This is a genomic window from Stenotrophomonas sp. 86156_Sma, from assembly GCF_056481625.1.
Window position 1 is genome coordinate 1,625,293 of record NZ_CM151157.1, and the last position, 21,341, is coordinate 1,646,633.

Here is a 21,341-nt window from a genome sequence, read left to right on the forward strand (position 1 = left end):
CGCGCAGCGCGGTCGGCGCCGATGCTCTACCATAGCCACCCCCTTTCCGGTCCCCGCCAGCATGAGCAAGAACAGCCAGTGGATTGTCGGCGTCAACGCCGTCGCCTCCTCCATCGAGAACGACGCCGAGAACGTCCGCGAAGTGCTGGTCGAGGCCGGTGCGAAGAACCCGCGCCTGACCGAGATCGAGGAAAACGCCCGCCGCAAGGGCATCGACGTGCGCAAGGTGAACAGCCAGGCGCTGGACGGTGTTGGCGGTTCGGTGCGCCACCAGGGCGTGGCCGCGCGCTATGCCGCCGCCCGCACCTACAGCGAGAACGAGCTGGAAGGCCTGGTCACCGCAGCCGAGGGCAAGGCCCTGCTGCTGGTGCTGGACGAAGTGCAGGACCCGCACAACCTGGGCGCCTGCCTGCGCTCGGCCGCTGCCGCCGGGGCGACTGCGGTGATCATCCCGAAGGACAAGTCGGCCACGGTCAATGCCACTGTGCGCAAGACCTCGGCCGGTGCCGCCGATCTTATCCCGGTGGTGGCGGTGACCAACCTGTCGCGCTGCCTGAAGGACCTGCAGAAGCAGGGCGTGTGGATCTACGGCCTGGCCGGTGAAGCCACCGCCTCGCTGTACCAGCTGGACCTGAAGGGCAACATCGCGCTGGTGCTGGGCGGCGAAGCCGATGGCCTGCGCCGCCTGACCCGCGAGAACTGCGATGGCCTGGTCAAGATCCCGATGCCGGGCGAGATCGAGAGCCTGAACGTCTCCGTCGCGGCCGGTGTCAGCCTGTTCGAGGCCGTGCGCCAGCGCGGTTGATCGGCAGCAGCGGCTGTGTCGACCAAGGTCGACTCCCACCAGGTAGTCGCCAACCTTGGTTGGCGCTCCTAAAGCCTCACCCCGCGCTGCCGCCCAGTGCCTTGAACAGGGTCACGTCGTTGTTCAGCTGGCCCTGGCGCACGCGCGCCAGCGACAGCTCGGCATCGCGCCGGGTCTGCTGCGCTTCCAGCCAGGTGCGCAGGTCGGTGGCACCCACGCGGTAGCGCACTTCCTGCGCCCGTTCCACTTCCACCGCTTCGTCGTACGAAGCCTGCGAGGCCGCCACCTGGCGCGCCAGCTGCTCGCGTGCCGACAGCGCGTTGTCCACTTCCGAGAGCGCGGTATACAGCGTCTTGCGGAAATTGGTCGCGGCGATCTGGTAGGCGGTGCCGGCGATATCGGTATCCAGCTGCGCGCGCTGCAGGTTGAGGAACGGAAGCGACAGGCCGGCGCCCAGCGTGGCCACCGGGTTGCGCAGCACGTCACCCAGCGACGTTGCACTGGAGCCGAGGCTGCCGGTCAGGCTCAGCGCCGGGTAGTACTGGGTAGCGGTCACCTTGATGGTCTTCAGGCTGTTGCGCAGGCGCAGTTCGGCCGCGCGCAGGTCGGGACGGCGACCGAGCAGGTCGGTCGGCAGGCCCTCCGCGATGCTGGGGCTGCTTGCGCCGAGCAGGTCCTGCGGTTCGTCCTGCTGCGGCCAGGGCGTGCCGTCCAGCAGCACGGTCAGTGCATTGCGGGCCTCCACTCGCTGCTGTTCCAGCGCACTCTGCGAGGAACGCTGCGACTGCAGGTTCTGCAGTGCCTGGCGTACTTCCAGGCGCGATACTGCACCGGCGTCGAAGCGGGCCTGGACCAGTTCGCGGGTACGTTCCAGCCGCTCCAGGTTGGCCTGGCCGGTGGCGATGGATTGGTTGAGATAGGCCAGGTTCCAGTATTGGTTGATGGTGTCGCTGATCACCAGCAGCGCGGTGTTCTGCCGGTCTTCCTCGCTGGCCTCGGCTTCCCAGCGGGCGATGTCGCGCTGGGTGCGCAGGCGGCCCCACAGGTCCACTTCCCAGCCCAGCGAGACGCCGGTGGAATAGCTGCGGCGCCAGTCGTCGGCCTGGTCGGTGGCGCGGCTGGCATTGCCGCTGACGCCGGACGACGAAGGCTGTGGCCACAGCGCGTTGCTGGCCAGGCCGGCCTGCAGGCGCGAACGCTGCACGGCCAGGCCAGCGGCGGCAAGATCGCTGTTGGCGGCCAGCGCCTGCGCCACCAGACGGTCGAGACGTTCATCGCCGAAACCGGTCCACCAGGTGTCCTGGCGGATGTCGCGGCCCGGAGTATCCAGGCTGCTGCGCGGATCGTCGGCGGGCGCATTGAGGGTGGCGTCGCCACGACCGTAAGTCGCCGCCACGTCGGGGGCCTGCACCGGATAGCGGCCCACCGACGCGCAGCCGGACAGGGCGAGCAGTACGGCGCCGGCCAGCAGCAGGCGCGATGGAGCAGGGAAGGGCAGTCGGGTCATCATCTTCATTCGCGGGCCAGGGCCTCCACCGGGTCGAGCTGCGCGGCGTTACGCGCGGGCAGGAAGCCGAACGCCACGCCGATCAGGGTCGAGCAGGCGAACGCGGCAACGATCGAGGCAGTGGAGAACAGCACCTGGAAGTCGCTGGCGAAGCGCCCGATCATCGAGCCCAGCAGCAGGGCCAGGCCGATGCCGAGCACGCCGCCAAGCAGGCAGACCAGCACCGCCTCGATCAGGAACTGCTGGCGGATATCACTCTGCCGTGCACCCACGGCCATGCGCACGCCGATCTCACGGGTACGCTCGGTCACCGACACCAGCATGATGTTCATCACACCGATACCACCGACCAGCAGCGCGATGGCGGCGATGGCGCCGATCAGCAGGGTCATCGTGCGCGTGGTCTGCTCGATGGTCTGGCGGATCTCGGCGCTGTTGCTGAGGAAGAAGTCCTCGGTGCCATGGCGCATCGTCAACAGGCGGGTGATTGCTTCCTGTGCCGCATCCATCGGCGTGGCGTCGTCCACGCGCACGGTGATGCTGGACACGTGGCTCTGGCCGAGCATGCGCGACATCACCGTGGTGTACGGCAGCCACACGCTCAGGCTGGTGCTGCCGCCGAACCCGAAGCTCTGGCGCTTGGCCACGCCGACCACGCGCGCCGGCACGTTGCCCAGCAGGATCACCTGGCCGATCGGATCGACATCGGGGAAGAACTGGGTCTGGGTGTTCTCGTCGATCACCGCCACCTGGCCGAGGCCCTTCACCGCATCGGCATCGAAGAAGCTGCCGCTGAGCAGGGTCACGCCCTTGACCCGGAAGAACTGCTCGCCGACGCCGCTGACCTGGGCGGTGGAGGACTGGTTGCGGTAACGCGCGGTGACCGAGGTCGACACGCTGGGCGTGGAGCTGTCGACGTAGCTCTGCCGGGCCAGCGCATCGGCATCACTGGCTTTGAGCGTCTGCACGCGGGCCGAGCGCATGTCGCCGAAACCACGGCCGGGGTAGACATCGATGGTGTTGGTGCCGAGCGCGCTGATGTTCTGCAGGATCTGCTGCTGCGAGCCGTTGCCCAGCGCCACCACCGAGACCACCGAGGCGATACCGATGATGATGCCAAGCATGGTCAGGAAGGTGCGCAGCCGATGTGCGTTCATCGCCAGCAACGCCATGCGGAATGCTTCGGTGAAGCGGTCGCGCGCGGCCCGCCAGCTGTTGCCGCGGGCGACGCCGGTGCTGGCCTCGCGCTGCGCGCGGTAGGTCGGTGCATTCGGGTTGGCGCGGTCGGCGATGATCTCGCCGTCGCGGATCTCGATGATGCGCTGCGCGTGTTCGGCCACGCTCATGTCGTGGGTGACGATGATGATGGTGTGGCCTTCAGCGTGCAGCTCGCCGAGGATCGCCATCACTTCCTCGCCGGATTTCGTGTCGAGCGCGCCGGTCGGTTCGTCGGCCAGGATCACCTCGCCGCCATTCATCAGGGCACGTGCGATCGACACGCGCTGCTGCTGGCCGCCGGACAGCTGGCCCGGCTTGTGGTGCATGCGGTCGCTCAGGCCCAGCCGCTGCAGCAGCTGCTCGGCACGCGCGTTGCGCACCGGGCCGGGGCTGCCGGCGTACACCGCCGGCACTTCCACGTTGCCGCGCGCATCGAGGTCGCCCAGCAGGTGGTAGCGCTGGAAGATGAAGCCGAAATGCTCGCGACGCAGTTCGGCCAGCTCGTCCGGCTCCATCTTCCCGGTTTCGCGGCCGGCCACCTGGTAGCTGCCACGGGTGGGACGATCGAGGCAGCCGAGGATGTTCATCAGCGTCGACTTGCCTGAGCCGGACTGGCCGACGATGGCCACCATCTCACCGGCGTGGATGTCGAGGTTGACGTCGCGCAGCACGGCGATCACATCGTCGCCGGCCGGGAATTCGCGTCGCAGGTCGCGCAGGCGCAGCAGCGGCGCCGTCGTGCTCATCGGCGCCCCATGCCCGGGCCGCCGACCCGCATCTGCATGCCGCCACGGTTGCCACCGCCGGCGCTGGCACCGGCCGCACCGGCTTCGCCGACCACCACGCGCTCGCCTTCCTCCAGCCCGGACAGGATCTCGGCCGAGGCGCCGTTGTTGATGCCGACGGTGACCTTGCGCGGCTGCGGCTGGCCCTTGTCGTCCAGCACCCGCACCGTGCGCTCGTCGCCACGGCGCTTCGGCCCCAGTGCCACCGCCGGCACCATCAGCACGCCCTTGGCCTGCTTCAGCAGTACCGAGACCTGCGCGGTCATGTCGATGCGCAGGGTGCCATCCGGGTTTTCCACGTCGAACAGCGCGTTGTAGTACACCGCGCTGCTGGAGCTGGAACTGGACGAGCTGCTGGAACTGGACGAACTCTCGTTGGCGATCGAGGCCGGCGCCGGATTGATCTGGCGCAGCGTGGCGTGGTACTTGCGATCCGGGTCGCCCAGCGTGGTGAAGTACACCGGCATGCCGGCCTTGATCTTCACCACGTCGGCTTCGGAGATCTCGGCATTGACCGTGACCACGTCCAGCCGTGCCAGCATGACGATGGTCGGTGCGGTCTGGTTGGCGTTCACGGTGCGACCTTCCTCGGCCACCACCGCCACCACGGTGCCGTCCATCGGCGCGGTGATGCGGGTGTAGGCAAGGTTGGCGCGGGCGGTGCCCAGCTCGGTTTCGCGGCCCTTGATCTGCGCCTCGTAGGACTGCAGCTGGGCACGGGCGGTCTTCAGCTGCGCCTCGGCGGCATCGTACTCCTGGCGCGAGGTGGCCTCGGCGGCCAGCATCTGCTGCTGGCGCGCGAATTCCAGTTCGGCCTGGCGCAGGGTGGCCTGCTGCACGGCGCGCTGGGCGGTGACCTGGTCCAGCGAGGCCTGCGCATTGAGCACCTGGTTCTGCTGGGTGGTGGCATCGATCTCAGCGATCAGGTCGCCTTCCTTCACGGTGTCGCCCAGCTGCACCTTCAGCGATTTGATCTGGCCCGAGGCCTGGGCACCGACGCTGACCAGCTTGTAGGCGTCGATCACGCCGGTGGCGTCCACCGTCTGCTCGATGTCACCACGGCTGACGGGCGTGGTCGCCACCGCCGGGGCGGCGGGCTTGCGCAGCAGCCACCAGGCGGCTGCGGCAACGGCAAGGGCGAGCAGGGCGATCAGTATCAGGCGACCCCGGCGGGTCGCGGGCAGCAGGCGGAACGTCACGTCGTGGCTTCACTCTCGGGGCCGCGGTGGCGGCGTTGGTGGGCATTGTGAAGACCGGGCGATGGGCGGCTCAATCCTCGGGGTATGTCTCTATGTAACACTGTCGGTGAATACGCGTAACCACAGGTATCCCGCCCATGGGTGGATACACTGGTACGCATTGCCCCGGATGCGGTTCAGCTGCCGACACGGGATGATCGCGACATGGAGACTGAAAACACGATGCATCGACTGCTGATCGTCGACGACGACAACGACATCCGCACCCTGCTGGCCGAACAGCTCGGCCGGGCCGGCTACCAGGTGAGCACGGCCGCAGACGGCACCGCCATGCGCCAGCTGCTGGACCGCGAACACGTGGACCTGATCGTGCTCGACCTCAACCTGCCGCGCGAGGATGGCCTGACCCTGTGCCGCGACCTGCGCGCGCGCTCGAACACACCGGTGATCATGCTGACCGCGCGTGCCGAGCCGATCGACCGCGTGCTGGGCCTGGAAATGGGCGCCGACGACTACCTGGCCAAGCCGTTCGAACCGCGCGAGCTGCTGGCACGCATACGCAACGTGCTGCGCCGGACCGAGGCGCTGCCGGCGAACCTGGAGCCGCTGGCGGTGCGCCGTGCGCGCTTCTCGCGCTGGGTGTTCGATCTGGAGCATCGCCACCTGGTCGATCCGGACGATCGCGTGGTGGTGCTGTCCGGCGCCGAGTTCCGCCTGCTGCGGGTGTTCATCGCCCACGCCAACAAGGTGCTGTCGCGCGAGCAGTTGGTCGCGCTCAGCAGCGGCCGCAACTACGAGGCACAGGACCGCGCCATTGATCTGCAGGTCAGCCGGCTGCGCAACAAGCTGGGCGACGACGGTGGCCCGGACGGACTGATCAAGACCGTTCGCAACGAAGGCTATGTACTGGCCTCCTCGGTGAACCTGGAATAAGCCGCGATGAAGCGCCTGCGCCATTTCCTGTCCTCGATGGTCGGGCGGTTGTTCGTGATCCTGCTGCTGGGCATGAGCGTGGCCGCGATCGGCGCGACCATGCTGGCTACCTCCAAACGCCAGCAGGAGTTCGAGCGGCAGAACCTGAACCGCATCGCCGACCGCCTCCAGGGCTACGTCAACCTGCTCGACGGCAACCCCGAACTGCGCGAGCGCCTGCTCGAAATCGGTGGGCCGAGCGTACGTGCGCTGCAACCCGGCGCACGCCTGGGGCGGGCCGATACCGCGTTGATGGAAGTACTCGATGACCGGCCCGGCCCGGTCGCACGCGCGCATGTGCACTTCGCTTCGTTCCGCTCCTGCATTCCCAAGCTGCAGGACCTGCTGCCCCCGCCGCCACCGGGGCATCGCAAGCATCCGCGCGAACGTGATCCGGCGTTCATCCCGCCCAAGTGCCGTGCGGTCGACGTGACCCTCAACGACGGCACGCTGCTGAAGCTGGCGCTGGATTCGCCGGCGGTGGCACACAACGGCATCCTCGCCGTGGACCCGTGGTTCCTGACCCTGCTGGTGCTGGCGATCGCGGTGCTGGCCTATATCGTCGCGCGCATGGCCAGCGCGCCGCTGCAGGAACTGGCCGCAGCCGCCGAAGACCTGGGCGACGACCTGCAGCGCGATCCACTGCCGCTGCGCGGCCCGCGCGAAGTGCAGCGTGCCGCCGAAGCCTTCAACGCCATGCAGCATCGCCTGCAGCGGCACCTGGCCGAGCGCACGCAGATGCTGGCGGCGATCACCCATGACCTGCAGACCCCGCTGACCCGGCTGCGCCTGCGCCTGGAGAATGTCAGCGACGAGGTGCTGCGCGAGCGCCTGATCGGCGATCTGGCCGCGATGCAGGCGTTGGTGCGCGAAGGCCTGGAGCTGGCGCGCAGCGCGGAGAGCGCCGAGCAGCGCGCCGCACTGGACCTGGATTCGCTGCTGGAGAGCATCGTTGAAGACACGGCCGAGGGCGGCGGAGATGTCGTCTTTGAAGGTGGCAGCGGAGCGGTGTTGATGTTGCGTCCGCTGGCCATGCATCGCCTGTTTTCCAATCTGGTGGACAACGCGGTGATGTATGCCTACCGGGTGCGGGTACGGGTCGAGCGAAGTGGTGGCGCGATCACCGTGGTGGTGGCCGATGACGGCCCGGGCCTGGCCGAGGATCAGCTGGAAGCCGTGTTCGACCCGTTCGTGCGGGTGGAAACCTCGCGTTCGCGCGAAACCGGCGGCGCCGGTCTGGGCCTGACCATCGCCCGCGCCCTGGCTGAGAAAGACGGGGCGCGGCTGTGGCTGCGCAACCGCGTCGAAGGCGGGCTGGAGGCGGTAGTGCAGTGGCCGGCCAGTGCACAGGTGACGCCGCCGGGCCGCGCGGGCTGAGCCTTCGCGGCTGGCGATGGTGACGCCCTGGGCCGGGTTTGGCCTATCATCTGCGCATCTTCCCAGTTCCCCCCCGATGAGCCAGCCCGTTCCCGCCGGCATGCCGTCCCGCGCTGCCCGGCAGTTCCCGCATGCTGCCAGGCCCGGCAGCCCTGCCTGGCCGCCGCCGCTGCACTGATGGCCGGACAGGGGGACATCGGGCGCTGGGTGGAGCGCTGCGGATCAGATATCGGTCGATGGCTGCGACAGGGCCTGCTGTGGCTGCTGCTGGCCCTTGCACTGCCGGTGGCAGCGCAGGAGGGGGCTCCGCCACTGCGCGACTACGCCATTGATGTATGGACGTCGCGCAACGGCCTGCCGCACAACTCGCTGCGCGACATCGCGCAGACCCCCGAAGGCCACCTCTGGTTCGCCACCTGGGAAGGCCTGGTGCGTTACAACGGGCTGGATTTCACCGTGTTCGACCGCAGTACCCGCCCGGGCCTGCGCGACAACGGCATCGGCGCGCTGTTCGTCGACCGCCAGGGTGGGCTGTGGATCAGTGATTCGCGGGGCAATGTCAGCCATCGCGGCAACGATGGCCAGTGGCGTGTCTGGGAGCACCAGGCCGATACCCCGCAGGTCCTGATCCAGTCCATGCAGATGGACAGCCAGGGCCGCCTGTGGCTGCTGTATGAAGGCAAGGGCATCGGCTATCTGACGCCGGACACCGGCATCGTCTACCAGGCTCCGGCCGCCGACCTGCCGATGGCGATGAGCTTCACCAAGCTGGTGGTCGATGCGCAGGACCGGGTCTGGGCCGGCACGTTGGATGGACTGGTGCTGCGCGACAACGACGGGGTGCTCAAGCGGGCGCCAGCGACTTGGGGGCTGGGCGCCGGCAGTGGCCTGTCGTGGCCGTACCGCGCTCCGGATGGCGCGCTGTGGATCGTCGCCGGCGAGCGCCTGTACCGGGTGGAGGATGATCAGCTGGTGCTGATGCACCGCCTGCCGGGGCAGCTGCACCTGACCTCGATGCTGCAGGATCGCCATGGTGACCTGTGGCTGGGCACCGAGAACCAGGGCCTGCTGCGGATCTCAGCGCATGGCCTGGAGCGCCTGCCGGCGGGCCTGAACCTGCCGGGTGGGCGCGTGGTCAGCCTGCGCGAGGATGCCGAGGGCAGCATCTGGGTGGGTGCCAACGGTGGCCTGTACCGCCTGCGCGAAACACTGTTCAGCAGCTACACCGAGCGCGATGGCCTCAGTGGCGACTATGTGCGCACCGTGTTCGAGGACCGCGAACGCCAGCTGTGGGTCGGCAGTGCCAGCGGCCTCGACCTGCAGGCTGCTGATGGCCGCTTCCGCGCGATGCCGCTGCACAACCGCGGCGGCAAGGCACCTTCGGTGCTCAGCCTGGCGCAGGGTCCGGACGGTGACCTGTGGGTCGGAACGTTCGGTGATGGCGTCTACCGTCTTGGCCCCGATGGCCGGCTGCGGCACAACTATGCCGCCGCCGATGGCATGCCGGGCGGCAACATCCGCGCGATCAGCGTGGACCCGCAGGGTGTGGTCTGGGCCGGCACCCAGAAGGGCGTGGTCCGCATCGACGGCGACCGCGTGCAGGTATCAAGCGTTGCGGGTATGCCCAGCGGCCTGATCACCGCGCTTGAGCACGATCACCAGGGCAACCTGTGGATCGGCACCATCGAGGGCATCCGCGTACTGCGCGGCGATCACGTGCAGTCGATCGACCTCGCGCCGATGGGCGGTGGCCGCAGCGTGTTCGGCTTCCATCAGCTGGGTGACGCGATGTGGATCAGCAGCGATCGCGGCCTGTACCGCTGGCGCAACGGCACGCTGGCACGGGTGGGGCTGGAGCAGGGCATGCCGGTGGATGCGGTGTTCCAACTGGTGCCGGATCGCCTTGGCAACGTGTGGATCAGCAGCAACCGCGGCGTGCTGCGCACCGACATGGGCACCCTCAACGCCGTGGCCGATGGCCGCGCACCCCGGGTGGTGGTGGAGCGCTACAACGAGATTGACGGCATGGCCAATGCGCAGGCCAACGGCAGCTCCGGGCCATCGGCGATCCTGCGCCAGGACGGCACGTTCTGGGTGGTCACCGCCGGAGGCCTGAGCACCGTCGATCCGCAACGCCTGCAGCGTTTCCGCGAGCGTCTTTCACCGCCTGCAGCGATTGAAAGCGTGCAGGTGGATGGCGCACCGGTGCATTGGGAAGGCCCCGACCGCAACTACATTCCCGGCGGCCGCCGCTTGGCGGTGAGTTATGTCGGCCTGAGCTACCTGATGTCTGATCGGATCCGCTACCGCACGCGGTTGGACGGCCTGGATACGGGGTGGGTCGAACGCGGCCCGCAGCGCAGCGTGGAGTTCGTCGGCCTGCCGCCGGGCGACTACACCCTGCACGTGGCCGCTGCCCATCCGAGCGGCAGCTGGGGCCAGCAGGAAGCGGTATGGAGCTTCACCGTGGAGCCGTTCTGGTGGCAGCGACGCAGCGTGCAGGTGCTGGGTGGACTGCTGCTGCTGGCCGGGCTGGTGGCGCTGTACCGCCTGCTGCTGCAGCAGCTGAAGGCCAGCAACCTGCGCCTGGCGCGGCGCGTGGACGAGGCGACCTTCGACCTGCAGGCCAAGACCGTGCACCTGCAGGCGCTGAACCAGGAAAAGACCGAACTGGCCGAGCGCCTCGCACGCCAGGCCGAGGCATTCGAACGGCAGGCCCGCGAGGATGCACTGACTGGCCTGGCCAACCGCCGTGCCTTCGATGAAACGCTGGCGCGTGACTTCGCCCGTTCGCAGCGCAGCGGTCATCCGCTGTGCCTGGTGGTGCTGGATATCGACCACTTCAAGGACGTCAACGACCGCCACAGCCACAGCATCGGTGATGCGGTGCTGGTGCAGGTGGCGCGGTTGATCGCCGCCGCCAGCCGCGATTCGGACCTGCCGGCGCGGACTGGTGGCGAAGAGTTCGCGCTGCTGCTCAACGACACCCGCCTGGAGGAAGCCGCACAGCTGTGCGCGCGCCTGCGCGGCCTGTTCCATGACCACCCCGACTGGGCCGGCGTGGACGGACTGCGCGTGACCTTCAGCGCAGGGCTGGTGGAGCTGGATGCCGACGACCGCACCCCGGCACTGCTGTACCAGCGCGCAGACCGCGCGTTGTACCGCGCCAAGAGCGACGGCCGCGACCGAACGAGCATTGGTTGATCGCATCCACGCATGGCGTGGATCTACCGTCCGGTGAGTGGTGGGTGCGGACCGTTGGTCCGCACTGCGTGGATGCGGTTGCGCCGTTGGCTGGCTTACCGCGGCCAGGCGTTGGCGATCGTGCAGAACAAGCGCGCGGTCTGTTCGGTGTCATACACCGCGCTATGCGCCTCGTTGGCATCCCAGCCCAGCCCGGCGGCGGTGGCCGCACGCGCCAGCACGGTCTGACCGTAGGCGATGCCGGCCAGGGTCACCGTGTCGAACACGCTGAACGGATGGAACGGGTTGCGCTTGTGCCCGGTCCGCGCCACCGCTGCATTGACGAAGCCGAGGTCGAAATGCGCGTTGTGGCCGACCAGGATCGCGCGCTGGCAGCCGTACTTCTTCATGGCCGCGCGTACCGGGGTGAAGATGTGGTCCAGCGCCGCCTTCTCTTCCTTGGCCAGCCGGAACGGGTGGTCGAGGATGATGCCGGTCACTTCCAGCGACTTCGGGTCGATCTCCAGGCCATCGGCCGGCACCACGTGGGCACTGGCGGTCTGGCCGGGGTAGAGCAGGCCGTTCTCGTCCATCTCGATCGGCACGGCGGCGATTTCCAGCAGCGCGTTGCGCTGGCTGTCGAAGCCGCCGGTTTCCACGTCCACCACCACCGGCAGGAAGCCGCGGAAGCGTTGTGACATCGCGCGCTGCGCCTGGGGGACTGCGGAATCGGGAGCGGCGGCAGGTGCGGGGGTGGGGTCAGTCATGCGTGAATTCTAGCAGAGCGACCCTGAGCGCCCGGCCAGCCTTCGGTGCATGCGTTCCCTGCGCGGGCGTGTGTCGACCAAGGTCGACACCTACCGGGACACCGCGCGCTCAGGATTCCGGTAGGTGCCAACCTTGGTTGGCACACGGTGCGCCGACCAGGTTTGGCGATTACCGGACTGCTGGCCGTGCAGGCGTGGCCGAGGGAGACCACCGCGGCAACCACGCATCCACGCTCAGCCTGCCGGCGCCGGTGAAGATCAGCGGCAGCAGCATCGCCATGAACAGTACTGGCAGCTTGAAGTTGCCGAAGCCCTGGTCAGTGATCGCGTAGCCCATGGCCAGGTCGGCCAGCGAGTTCCACTCCATCGGCCAATGCACCGCATAGGTGGCCACTACGGTCAGCACCAGCAGGCTGGCGGCGGCAAACCGGGTGCCGAAGCCAACCAGCAGGCAGGCCGCGCCAATCAGCTCGAACCAGGTGGCAAGCTGCCAGTTCAGGGTGGCCGGCAGCTGGTCGAACGGGAACGGGAAAGCGTCCTGCAGGTCGGCGAACCAGTTCTGGCCGTGCAGCTTTTCGCGGCCGGATTCGAAGTATTCCCAGGCCAGCAGCAGGCGCAGGCCGAGCGGGGCCAACCAGGGGGCGAGACGGTCCAGCTGGCCACGCGTGGCGGCCAGGGTCGGAAGGTTCATCGGTGGTTCTCCGTGGGGGAAAGGGCGTCAGCCAGGGACTGTGAGCGGGCCGATCACGCCGGCCTGCAGGAACTGCTGCAGCAGCGCGGCACCGGGCCCGGCCAGCGCCTCCTCAGCCAGGCCGTTCGCAGCGGCCAATTGCCGCAGATAGGCATGTCCATCGAGGCCGGGTCGTTCGCCGACGCTGGACAGCAGGTATACCGCCAGCGGGCTGAGCACGGCGAAGCGCACTTCGCCATCGGCCTCGCGGCGGACCAGCAGGCCGGTCGGTTCCGCCGGCGGCTGCATTGGCGCATCCTCGGCACCGAGTCGATGCACCGGCCACTGGTACAGCAGCGGCCACGCCAGGGGTGAGCGCTGCAGCGGTACCTGCAGCGGATCGATGTCGCCGGGTGCCGGCAGCGGCTCGGCCTGCAACTGGTACAGCGCGGTCTCCACCCACTCGTAATGAGCGAGTTCGGCCAACGCCGGGTGCGGCAGCTGCGGCTGTGCCCGCAGCCACTGCACGAATTCGGCGGCCAGTTCGGTGAACAGCGGTGTCTGGCAGCGATGGGTGGCGAAGTAGTGGCGCACCAGGTCGCTCCAGGCGGGCTCGCCGAGCAGGCGCACGCAGACCGGGAAGCCGTTGCTCAACAGGCCGAGCAGATTGTTGAACAGCAGCCGTTGGTACACCGTGACCCGGCGTGCCTCCAGCCCAGCCGGCGGTGGCACGCCCTGCGGATCGCGCAGATGGGCAGTGAACGCATGCTGCTGCGCGCGCAGGGTGCCGCGAGCGTCAGTCATGTGCAGTCCCCCCGTGCGTCGCCTGCAGGCGGCGGATGGTCTGCAGTTCGCCCTGCAGCTCGGCGTATGGGGGGAAGTTGAAATCGCGCTCGAGCAGGGTGGGGCGTGGGCCGATGCGCGCGTAGGTACGCGCCAGCAGCTCCCAGACCGGGTCGATCACCGCGCTGCCATGGGTGTCGATCTTCAGGTCCGATGCCTCGTCCAGGTGCCCGGCCACGTGCAGGCAGACGATGCGCTCTGCGGGCAGTCCGGCGATGAAGGTGTCGGCATCGTAGCCGTGGTTGCAGGCGTTGACGTAGACGTTGTTGACGTCCAGCAGCAGATCGCAGTCGGCTTCGGCAAGCACCGCATTGGTGAAGGCCAGTTCGTCCATCGCCGGTTCCGGTGCCAGGTAATAGGAGACGTTCTCCACTGCAATGCGGCGGCCCAGCAGGTCCTGCACGCGGGCGATGCGTGCCGCAGTGTGGCGCACGGCTTCGTCGGTGAACGGAATCGGCAGCAGGTCGTACAGGTGACCGTCATCGCTGCAGTAGCTCAGGTGCTCGCTGTACAGCGGCACGCGGTGCTTTTCCAGGAACTGGCCGACCTGTTCCAGCAGCTGCGTATCTAGCGGCGCGCTGCCGCCCAGCGACAACGACAGGCCGTGGCAGCTCAACGGATGGCGCTGCGCCAGTTCGGCCAGTGCATCCCCGGCGGGACCACCCACATGGATCCAGTTCTCCGGCGCGCATTCGAGGAAATCGAAGTCGCCTGCCGGGGCGTCACGCAGGTCCTGTAGCAGCGCCCGGCGCAGGCCCAACCCGGCGGCCGCCGCACGAAGCGGCGACCGCGGGTGGACGAGGCTGGCGCGGACGTCAGTGCTTGCCACCGCACTTGCCTTCGCCGCACTTGCCTTCAGCCGACTTCTTGTCGCCTGTCTTGGCAGCGGCTGCACCAGCAGCCTTGCCCTTGTCGGCACCGCACTTGCCTTCGCCACACTTGCCTTCGGCAGCCTTGCCCTTGTCACCGCCGCACTTGCCTTCAGCGGTCTTGCCGTCGGCGCCGCACTTGCCTTCGGCGTGCTTGGTATCGGCAGCCTTTGCCGCCTGGCCAGCCACCAGGTAGCCCTGGGCCAGGTCGCTCATGCTCAGGGCCGAGGCACTGGTGGTCATGCCCAGGCCGGCGGCCAGGGCCGTAGCGGTCAGCAGGGACAGGGTCTTGTTGGAACTGCTCATCGGTCTTACTCCTAGGTGGTGGGCAGGCGCCCGGGGTGAATCGATGGTGCAGCGATCCTACTCAACGAATCCTCGCCAAGAACTCAAATTTTCGTGAGATTTGTTACAGAGGGGGAGACCGGTGGCCGGAACGCCCACAACAAAAGGGCCGCTGTCACCAGGACAGCGGCCACCGTGGAGTCAACTCCGGTGTTGCAGTGCAGCGTCAGGGCTGGCCGGTGCTGGAGGTCTCGTCGCGTTTTTCACGCGGCGGCAGCGGCTGCTCGCCATGCACCAGGAACCACACGTTCTCGGCGATGTTGGTGGCGTGGTCGCCCACGCGCTCCAGGTTCTTGGCCATGAACAGCAGGTGGGTGCACGGGGTGATGTTGCGCGGGTCTTCCATCATGTAGGTCAGCAGCTCGCGGAACAGCGCGGTGTACTGCGCGTCCAGGCGGGCGTCGTCCTCGCGCAGCGCCAGCGCAGCGTCGGCATCGTTGTCGCGGTAGGCGGCAATGGCGCGGCGCACCTGCTGCGCGGCCAGGCGACCCAGAGCCCGCAGGCCCTGGATCTGTGGCAGCGGCGGCACTTTGCCCAGCGCGATCGAACGCTTGGCAACGTTGGCCGCATAGTCGCCGATGCGCTCGATGTCGGCCGGGATGCGCAGGCCGGCCAGGATCTCGCGCAGGTCGCGCGCCATCGGGCCACGCAGCGCCAGCCGCATCACGTCGTGGCTGATCTGCTGTTCCAGCGCATCGATCGCTTCGTCGTTGGCGATGATGCGATGGGCAGCGTTCTCGTCGCGCTTCTCGATCACGTCCATCGCCGCTTCGAGCTGGGCGACGGCCATCTCGCCCATGCGCACGATCTCGGCCACCAGCCGCTGCTGTTCTTCGTCGTAGCTCTTGACGATGTGGTCGTTGGGAAGATTCATGTTCATTCCACTCTGTAGAGTCGAGCCATGCTCGACTGACGTTATCCGTAGAGTCGAGCCACGCTCGACTGACGTTAGCTGTAACTCGACTGCCGTTTCAGCCGAAGCGACCGGTGATGTAATCCTCGGTCTGCCGCTGCGACGGCTGCGAGAAGATCACTTCGGTGCGGTCGTGCTCAATCAGGTCGCCCAGGTACATGAAGGCGGTGTAGTCGGACACGCGCGCGGCCTGCTGCATGTTGTGGGTGACGATGACGATGGTGTACTCGTGCTTGAGCTCTTCCACCAGCTGCTCGATGCGGCTGGTCGAGATCGGATCCAGCGCCGAGGTCGGCTCGTCCAGCAGCAGCACCGACGGGCGCAGGGCCACCGCACGGGCGATGCACAGGCGCTGCTGCTGGCCACCGGACAGGCCCAGTGCGCTCTGCCCCAGCTTGTCCTTCACTTCGTCCCACAGTGCGCCCTGGCGCAGTGCCTGCTCGACGCGGTCGGCCATGTCGGCCTTGCTCAGCTTCTCGTGGTGGCGGATGCCGTAGGCCACGTTCTCGAAGATGGTCATCGGGAACGGCACCGGCTTCTGGAACACCATGCCGACCTTGCTGCGCAGGCGGTTCATCGGGTACTTCGGTGACAGGATGTTCTCGCCGTCCAGCAGCACTTCACCACGCGCCTCCAGCTTCGGGTACAGCGCGTAGATGCGGTTAAAGATGCGCAGCAGGGTCGACTTGCCGCAGCCGGAGGGACCGATCAGCGCGGTCACGCGCTTTTCCGGGATCTCCAGGTTGATGCCCTTCAGGGCATGGAACTTGTCGTAGTAGAAGTCCAGTCCACGCGCAGCCAGCTTCACCGGCGACGGCGTGTGCAGGCTCTCGTGCGAGGACGGCACGGCGATGCGCTGCATCGGCACGGCGTTGGAAAGGTCGTTCATGGCGTTATCCACGGAAAGGTCAGTCATGGGAGATACGGTTGCGCAGCAGGATGCCGCGGGCGGCAAGGCTGACCAGCAACACGAAGACGGTGAGCACCAGGGCACCGGCCCAGGCCAGCACCTGCCAGGATTCATACGGGCTGCCGGCGAACTGGTTCATCACCACCGGCACCGAGGCCATCGGCTGGAAGATGTTGTTGTTCCAGTACTGGTTGCCGAAGGCAGTGAACAGCAGCGGTGCGGTCTCGCCGGAGATGCGGGCCAGCGCCAGCAGGATGCCGGTGATGATGCCGGCCGACGCACTGCGGTACAGCACCTGCACGATCACCTTCCACTGCGGGATGCCCAGCGACAGGGCCGCTTCGCGCATCTGCGAGGGCACCAGGCGCAGCATTTCGTCGGTGGTGCGAACCACCACCGGCAGCACGATGAAGGCCAGCGACAGCGCACCGGCGAACGCCGAGAAGTTGCCGCCGGTCTGCATCACGTACAGCGTGTAGACGAACAGGCCAAGCACGATGGATGGGGCCGACAGCAGGATGTCGTTGACGAAGCGGACCACGGTGCCGGCCTTGCGGGCGTTGCCGTACTCGGCCAGCCAGGTGCCGGCCAGCACGCCCAGCGGGGTGCCGATGCCGATCGCCAGCGCACACATCACGGCACTGCCGAAGAAGGCGTTGGCGAGACCGCCTTCCTGCATCGGCGGCGGCGTCATCTTGGTGAACAGATCCCAGTTGATGCCGGCCAGGCCCTTGGAGGCCAGGGTGAACAGGATCCAGCCCAGGAAGAACAGGCCGAACAGGGCGGTGGCGCAGGAGGCGGTGATCGCAACGACGTTGCCGATGCGACGGCGCAGATACAGCGAATCAGCGGTGGTGGACATCAGTTGCCCTCCTTGCGGGACAGGCGCATCAGCATCAGGCGGGCGATGGCCAGCACCACGAAGGTGACGATGAAGAGGACGAAGCCGAGCAGCAGCAGGGCCGAGCGGTAGGTTTCAGTGGCTTCGCCGAAATCGTTGGCGATCAGCGCGGCGATGGTGGTGCCCGGTTCCAGCAGCGACGGCGACAGGCGCACGCTGTTGCCGATCACGAAGGCCACCGCCATGGTCTCGCCCAGGGCGCGGCCGAGGCCGAGGAAGATGCCACCGATCACCGCCGAGCGGGTGTAGGGCAGCACGATGTCCCAGCTCACTTCCCACTTGGTGGAGCCCAGCGCATAGGCCGATTCCTTCAGGCGGGTCGGCACGGTCAGGAACACTTCGCGCATCACCGAGGAAATGAACGGAATGACCATGATGGCCAGCACGAAACCGGCGGTGAGCATGCCGATGCCCAGCGGCGGGCCCTGGAACAGCGGGCCGATGATCGGCATCTCGCCCAGGGTTTCGTTGAGGAACGGAGTGACGTACTCGGTCATCACCGGCACCAGCACGAACAGGCCCCACATGCCGTAGATGATCGAAGGAATGCCCGCCAGCAGTTCGATGGCGGTACCGACCGGGCCACGCAGCCAGCGCGGCGCGACTTCGGTGAGGAAGAAGGCGATGCCGAAGCTGACCGGCACGGCGATGACCATCGCGATGAGCGCGGTGACCAGGGTGCCGTAGATCGGAGCGAGGGCGCCGAACTTGTTTTCGACCGGATTCCAGTCGGCGGAGAAGAAGAAGCTCAGGCCCTGCATCTGCAGGGCATGGCGGCCGCCCCACAGCATGGACAGCGCGGCGCAGGCCAGGGCGATCAGGACGAAGATGACGGTGCCGACCAGCACCCACCGGAACAGTTTGTCGTTGCGGGCATCACGCGCATCACGCGTGGACGGGGCGGCTACAGGCTGGGCGATGGCATTCATGGGGACGGCAGGGCCAGGAAGGGGCGGGGCGGCACGGCGTGGAAGAGGCGGTGCCCGCGCGGGGCGGGCACCGTCGTGTCCATCACTTCAGGTCGGTCGCCCAGTAGGCCTCGATCTGCTTGACCAGTTCGGCCGGCAGCGGCACGTAGTGCAGCTCGTTGGCCTGGGCCTGGCCGTTTTCGAAGGCCCACTTGAAGAAGGCCAGGGTGTCCTGGTTGCGCTTGGCATCCTTCGGCTGCTTCTGCATCAGCATGAAGTTGGTGGCAGTGATCGGCCACGCCTGCTCGCCCGGCGCGTTGGTGATGACCAGGTTGAAGTCCTTGGCGCTGGCCCAGTCGGCGCTGGCAGCCGCAGCGGCGAAGGTTTCCGCGCTCGGCTCGACCCAGTTGCCGGCCGCGTTCTGCATGGCGGTGTACGGCATGCCGTTCTGCAGCGCGTAGGCCAGTTCGACGTAGCCGATCGAGCCCTTGATCTGCTTCACGTAGGAAGCAACGCCTTCATTGCCCTTGCCACCGACGCCGTCCGGCCACTGCACCGAGGTGCCTTCGCCGACCTTGCTCTTCCATTCCGGGCTGACCTTGGACAGGTAGTTGGAGAAGTTGAAGGTGGTGCCCGAGCCGTCCGAACGGTGGACCAGGGTGATCTTGCCGTCCGGCAGCTTCACGCCAGGGTTGGCGGCGACGATGGCCGGGTCGTTCCAGGTCTTGACCTTGCCCAGGAAGATGTCGGCCAGCAGGGCGCCGCTCAGGCGCAGCTTGCCGGTTTCCAGGCCTTCGATGTTGACCACCGGCACCACGCCGCCGATGGCGGACGGGAACTGGGCCAGGCCGGCCTGGGCCAGCTCTTCGCTGCTCAGCGGCTTGTCGGAGGAACCGAAGTCGACGGTGCCGGCCTTGATCTGGGCGATACCGCCACCGGAGCCGATCGACTGGTAGTTGATCTTGGCGCCGGTGCTGGTGTTGTAGTCAGCCGACCACTTGGAGACCAGCGGGAAGATGAAGGACGCGCCCGCGCCGGACACTTCGGCGGTCACCTTGGCACCGGCAGCGGCCGGGGCGGCGGCACCGTCGGCAGCCGGCTGCTGCGCGGCCTGCTTGTCGCCACCGCAGGCCGACAGGCCCAGGGCGATGGCCAGGGAAAGGGCGGCAAGGCCGGCCGAGTGCAGTTTCATGGTCACTCCATAGCGGGGAAGAGCCGACGTCGTCGGCGGATGCGGCTATGAAATGATGTTTTTGTTACAGCCGTATTACGACGATGACAGAGGTGTCCTGGATCACGTTCTGACAAGGGTTTCACGGGGTTGGCCACGGTCCGGGAGACCCCCGCAGACCCCGGATCTGCGCACCGATATGACCGCCGGGGCTCTACAAACGCTCTTGCCTTTGCTCCTGCCTTTCATGACCCCACCGCGCCCCCGATGAACTGTCGAGAGGCGGTGGGCCAGGGCGTGCAGGACCGTCCACGGCATGGATGCCGTGGCCGAGCCCCCAAGGAAGGGTTTACGGCGTGTCCTGCACGCCCTGGCCCACCGACTCACCCACGGATCAGCGAAGGCGCAAACGCTCTTCACGACCAACCCCCAAAAACAAGAAGAGCGCGAGATCTCGAGGATCTCGCGCCCGGGGTGGGATCGGCGGGGGAGAGAGGACCCGCCGATCCCGTTCCTGCGGGGGAACGCGCTTGCTTACTTCAGGTTCTGCGACCAGTAGGTCTCGATCTGGCGGACCAGGCTGTCCGGCAGCGGCACGTAATCCAGCTGGCGGGCCTGGGCGTCGCCGCTCTTGTAGACCCAGCGGAAGAACTCCTGGGTGGCCTTGCCGTTGGCAGCATTCTTCGGCTTCTTGTGCACCAGGATGAAGTTGGTGGCGGTGATCGGCCAGGACTCGGCGCCCGGGGCGTTGGTCATCACCAGGTAGAAGTCCTTGGCGCTGGCCCAGTCGGCGCTGGCAGCGGCGGCGGCGAACGACGCATCGCTCGGCTGCACGAAGCGGCCGGCGGCATTCTTCATCGCGGTGTACGACAGCTTGTTCTGCAGCGCGTAGGACAGTTCGACGTAGCCGATGCCGCCCTTGATCTGCTTCACGTAAGCGGCAACGCCTTCGTTGCCCTTGCCACCGATGCCGGCCGGCCACTGGACCGAGGTGCCTTCACCGACCGAGCTCTTCCACTCCGGGCTGACCTTGGACAGGTAGTTGACGAAGTTGAAGGTGGTGCCCGAACCATCCGAACGGTGCACGACGGTGATCTTGGCGCTCGGCAGGGTCACGCCCGGGTTCAGTGCGGCGATGGCCGGGTCGTTCCAGGTCTTGATCTTGCCCAGGAAGATGTTGGCCAGCACGGTGCCGTCCAGCTTCAGCGCGCCCGGGGCGATGCCGGCCACGTTCACCACCGGCACCACGCCGCCGATCACCGACGGGAACTGCGCCAGGCCCGCAGCGGCCAGTTCTTCCGGCTTCAGCGGAGCATCGGAGGAGCCGAAATCAACGGTCTTGGCCTTGATCTGGGCGATACCACCGCCGGAACCGATCGACTGGTAGTTGACCTTGTTGCTGGTGGCAGCGTTGTAGTCGGCCGACCACTTCGACATCACCGGGTAGATGAACGAGGCGCCCGCGCCGGTGATTTCAGCGGCGTTGGCGGCGAACACGGACGACGCTGCGAAGACGGCAACGGCAACGCGCGACTTGAAGGCGTGGATCACGGGGTGGCTCCTGGGTTGATTGGGATGCGGGGTTACCCGCCCGGCGCACATTCCATAACGGCTCGATGACAGCGCAGGGACCGTTGTATGACGCAACCGTTACAGCGCTGCCCGGCGTCCGCACAGCCAGGGGCGTGAAGGTTCTGAGTGCTGCGGGCAACGTGATGACCATGCGCCGGAGACGGACGTGGCCCGGTTGCGATCACGTTCTATATGTCGCTGATGGACTGCCCGGTGTGGTCGTCAATGCCATCCCGGCCTGGCATTCCGCAGTGATGCCGCGTCATCCACACGAAACCATCAATGCAGTTGAGCGCTGCGCGGCGGTCGGCCCGGGCCGGGACGCTGATACGTGACGCCATATGCCGCAAGGGATCGACAAGCATGTGGCGGCAAATGAGTCGTACGCATGACCGCACGAAGAAATCTGTGGTTGGTGCTCAGGTT

18 protein-coding genes are annotated in these 21,341 nt (G+C 67.4%); 4 read left to right on the forward strand and 14 right to left on the reverse strand.

The window, feature by feature from the left end; translation table 11 throughout:
* Positions 1 to 61 precede the first annotated feature (61 nt).
* A complete protein-coding gene (gene rlmB, locus ACZK33_RS07560; protein WP_005408775.1) occupies positions 62 to 805 on the forward strand; it encodes a 23S rRNA (guanosine(2251)-2'-O)-methyltransferase RlmB in 744 nt (247 codons plus the stop codon).
* A 76-nt stretch (positions 806 to 881) separates the two neighbouring features.
* On the opposite strand, the gene ACZK33_RS07565 is transcribed toward rlmB, so the two are convergent.
* Genes ACZK33_RS07565 through ACZK33_RS07575 form a run of 3 tightly spaced genes read right to left on the reverse strand, consistent with a single transcriptional unit; the run spans position 882 to position 5,514 of the window.
* On the reverse strand, positions 882 to 2,321 hold the full coding sequence (locus ACZK33_RS07565) for an efflux transporter outer membrane subunit (protein ID WP_423174768.1): 1,440 nt from the start codon (positions 2,319 to 2,321) through the stop codon (positions 882 to 884).
* Entirely contained in the window at positions 2,318 to 4,276 is a 1,959-nt protein-coding gene (locus ACZK33_RS07570; protein WP_032127910.1) for a MacB family efflux pump subunit, read from the reverse strand. Before ACZK33_RS07570 ends, ACZK33_RS07565 begins: the two co-directional genes overlap by 4 nt.
* Positions 4,273 to 5,514, reverse strand: coding sequence for an efflux RND transporter periplasmic adaptor subunit (locus ACZK33_RS07575; RefSeq protein WP_201118576.1), 1,242 nt, complete (start codon positions 5,512 to 5,514; stop codon positions 4,273 to 4,275). Before ACZK33_RS07575 ends, ACZK33_RS07570 begins: the two co-directional genes overlap by 4 nt.
* A gap of 204 nt (positions 5,515 to 5,718) precedes the next feature.
* Here ACZK33_RS07575 and ACZK33_RS07580 point away from each other — a divergent pair, with 204 nt between their 5' ends.
* From ACZK33_RS07580 to ACZK33_RS07590, 3 genes are all read left to right on the forward strand, one after another.
* Complete coding sequence (locus tag ACZK33_RS07580; protein ID WP_005408779.1) at positions 5,719 to 6,447, forward strand: response regulator; 729 nt, start codon at positions 5,719 to 5,721, stop codon at positions 6,445 to 6,447.
* A gap of 6 nt (positions 6,448 to 6,453) precedes the next feature.
* On the forward strand, positions 6,454 to 7,863 hold the full coding sequence (locus ACZK33_RS07585; protein WP_032127908.1) for an ATP-binding protein: 1,410 nt from the start codon (positions 6,454 to 6,456) through the stop codon (positions 7,861 to 7,863).
* Between the two features lie 177 nt (positions 7,864 to 8,040).
* Complete coding sequence (locus ACZK33_RS07590) at positions 8,041 to 11,067, forward strand: ligand-binding sensor domain-containing diguanylate cyclase (protein ID WP_423174769.1); 3,027 nt, start codon at positions 8,041 to 8,043, stop codon at positions 11,065 to 11,067.
* Between the two features lie 95 nt (positions 11,068 to 11,162).
* Here the strand turns inward: ACZK33_RS07590 and rnt are convergent, their stop codons facing one another.
* The 11 genes from rnt to pstS (ACZK33_RS07645) all read right to left on the reverse strand — a co-directional run bounded on the left by rnt (position 11,163) and on the right by pstS (ACZK33_RS07645) (position 20,894).
* Positions 11,163 to 11,813: a ribonuclease T gene (gene rnt / locus ACZK33_RS07595; protein ID WP_423174770.1), complete on the reverse strand. Its 651-nt coding sequence runs from the start codon at positions 11,811 to 11,813 to the stop codon at positions 11,163 to 11,165.
* 169 nt (positions 11,814 to 11,982) lie between these two features.
* Positions 11,983 to 12,504 carry an HvfX family Cu-binding RiPP maturation protein gene (locus ACZK33_RS07600; protein ID WP_423174771.1) on the reverse strand — a complete coding sequence of 174 codons (522 nt, stop codon included), beginning with the start codon at positions 12,502 to 12,504 and terminating at the stop codon, positions 11,983 to 11,985.
* A gap of 27 nt (positions 12,505 to 12,531) precedes the next feature.
* Entirely contained in the window at positions 12,532 to 13,287 is a 756-nt protein-coding gene (locus ACZK33_RS07605; RefSeq protein WP_049421604.1) for an HvfC family RiPP maturation protein, read from the reverse strand.
* Entirely contained in the window at positions 13,280 to 14,155 is an 876-nt protein-coding gene (locus ACZK33_RS07610; protein WP_423174772.1) for an HvfB family MNIO-type RiPP peptide maturase, read from the reverse strand. The genes ACZK33_RS07605 and ACZK33_RS07610 overlap by 8 nt, the downstream gene beginning before the upstream one ends.
* Positions 14,142 to 14,501 carry an HvfA family oxazolone/thioamide-modified RiPP metallophore gene (locus tag ACZK33_RS07615; protein WP_423174773.1) on the reverse strand — a complete coding sequence of 120 codons (360 nt, stop codon included), beginning with the start codon at positions 14,499 to 14,501 and terminating at the stop codon, positions 14,142 to 14,144. Before ACZK33_RS07615 ends, ACZK33_RS07610 begins: the two co-directional genes overlap by 14 nt.
* A 205-nt stretch (positions 14,502 to 14,706) precedes the next feature.
* The gene (gene phoU / locus ACZK33_RS07620) at positions 14,707 to 15,420 is read right to left on the reverse strand and encodes a phosphate signaling complex protein PhoU (protein WP_110711740.1); all 714 of its coding nucleotides are present in this window, start codon (positions 15,418 to 15,420) and stop codon (positions 14,707 to 14,709) included.
* 91 nt (positions 15,421 to 15,511) lie between these two features.
* The gene (gene pstB, locus ACZK33_RS07625) at positions 15,512 to 16,342 is read right to left on the reverse strand and encodes a phosphate ABC transporter ATP-binding protein PstB (protein ID WP_005408788.1); all 831 of its coding nucleotides are present in this window, start codon (positions 16,340 to 16,342) and stop codon (positions 15,512 to 15,514) included.
* A gap of 19 nt (positions 16,343 to 16,361) precedes the next feature.
* Complete coding sequence (gene pstA, locus ACZK33_RS07630) at positions 16,362 to 17,225, reverse strand: phosphate ABC transporter permease PstA (protein WP_032127902.1); 864 nt, start codon at positions 17,223 to 17,225, stop codon at positions 16,362 to 16,364.
* On the reverse strand, positions 17,225 to 18,193 hold the full coding sequence (gene pstC, locus ACZK33_RS07635; protein ID WP_049421601.1) for a phosphate ABC transporter permease subunit PstC: 969 nt from the start codon (positions 18,191 to 18,193) through the stop codon (positions 17,225 to 17,227). Before pstC ends, pstA begins: the two co-directional genes overlap by 1 nt.
* An 82-nt stretch (positions 18,194 to 18,275) precedes the next feature.
* On the reverse strand, positions 18,276 to 19,364 hold the full coding sequence (gene pstS, locus ACZK33_RS07640; RefSeq protein WP_125895763.1) for a phosphate ABC transporter substrate-binding protein PstS: 1,089 nt from the start codon (positions 19,362 to 19,364) through the stop codon (positions 18,276 to 18,278).
* Positions 19,365 to 19,877: 513 nt separating this feature from the next.
* Entirely contained in the window at positions 19,878 to 20,894 is a 1,017-nt protein-coding gene (pstS, locus tag ACZK33_RS07645) for a phosphate ABC transporter substrate-binding protein PstS (RefSeq protein WP_004151437.1), read from the reverse strand.
* Positions 20,895 to 21,341: the final 447 nt, after the last annotated feature.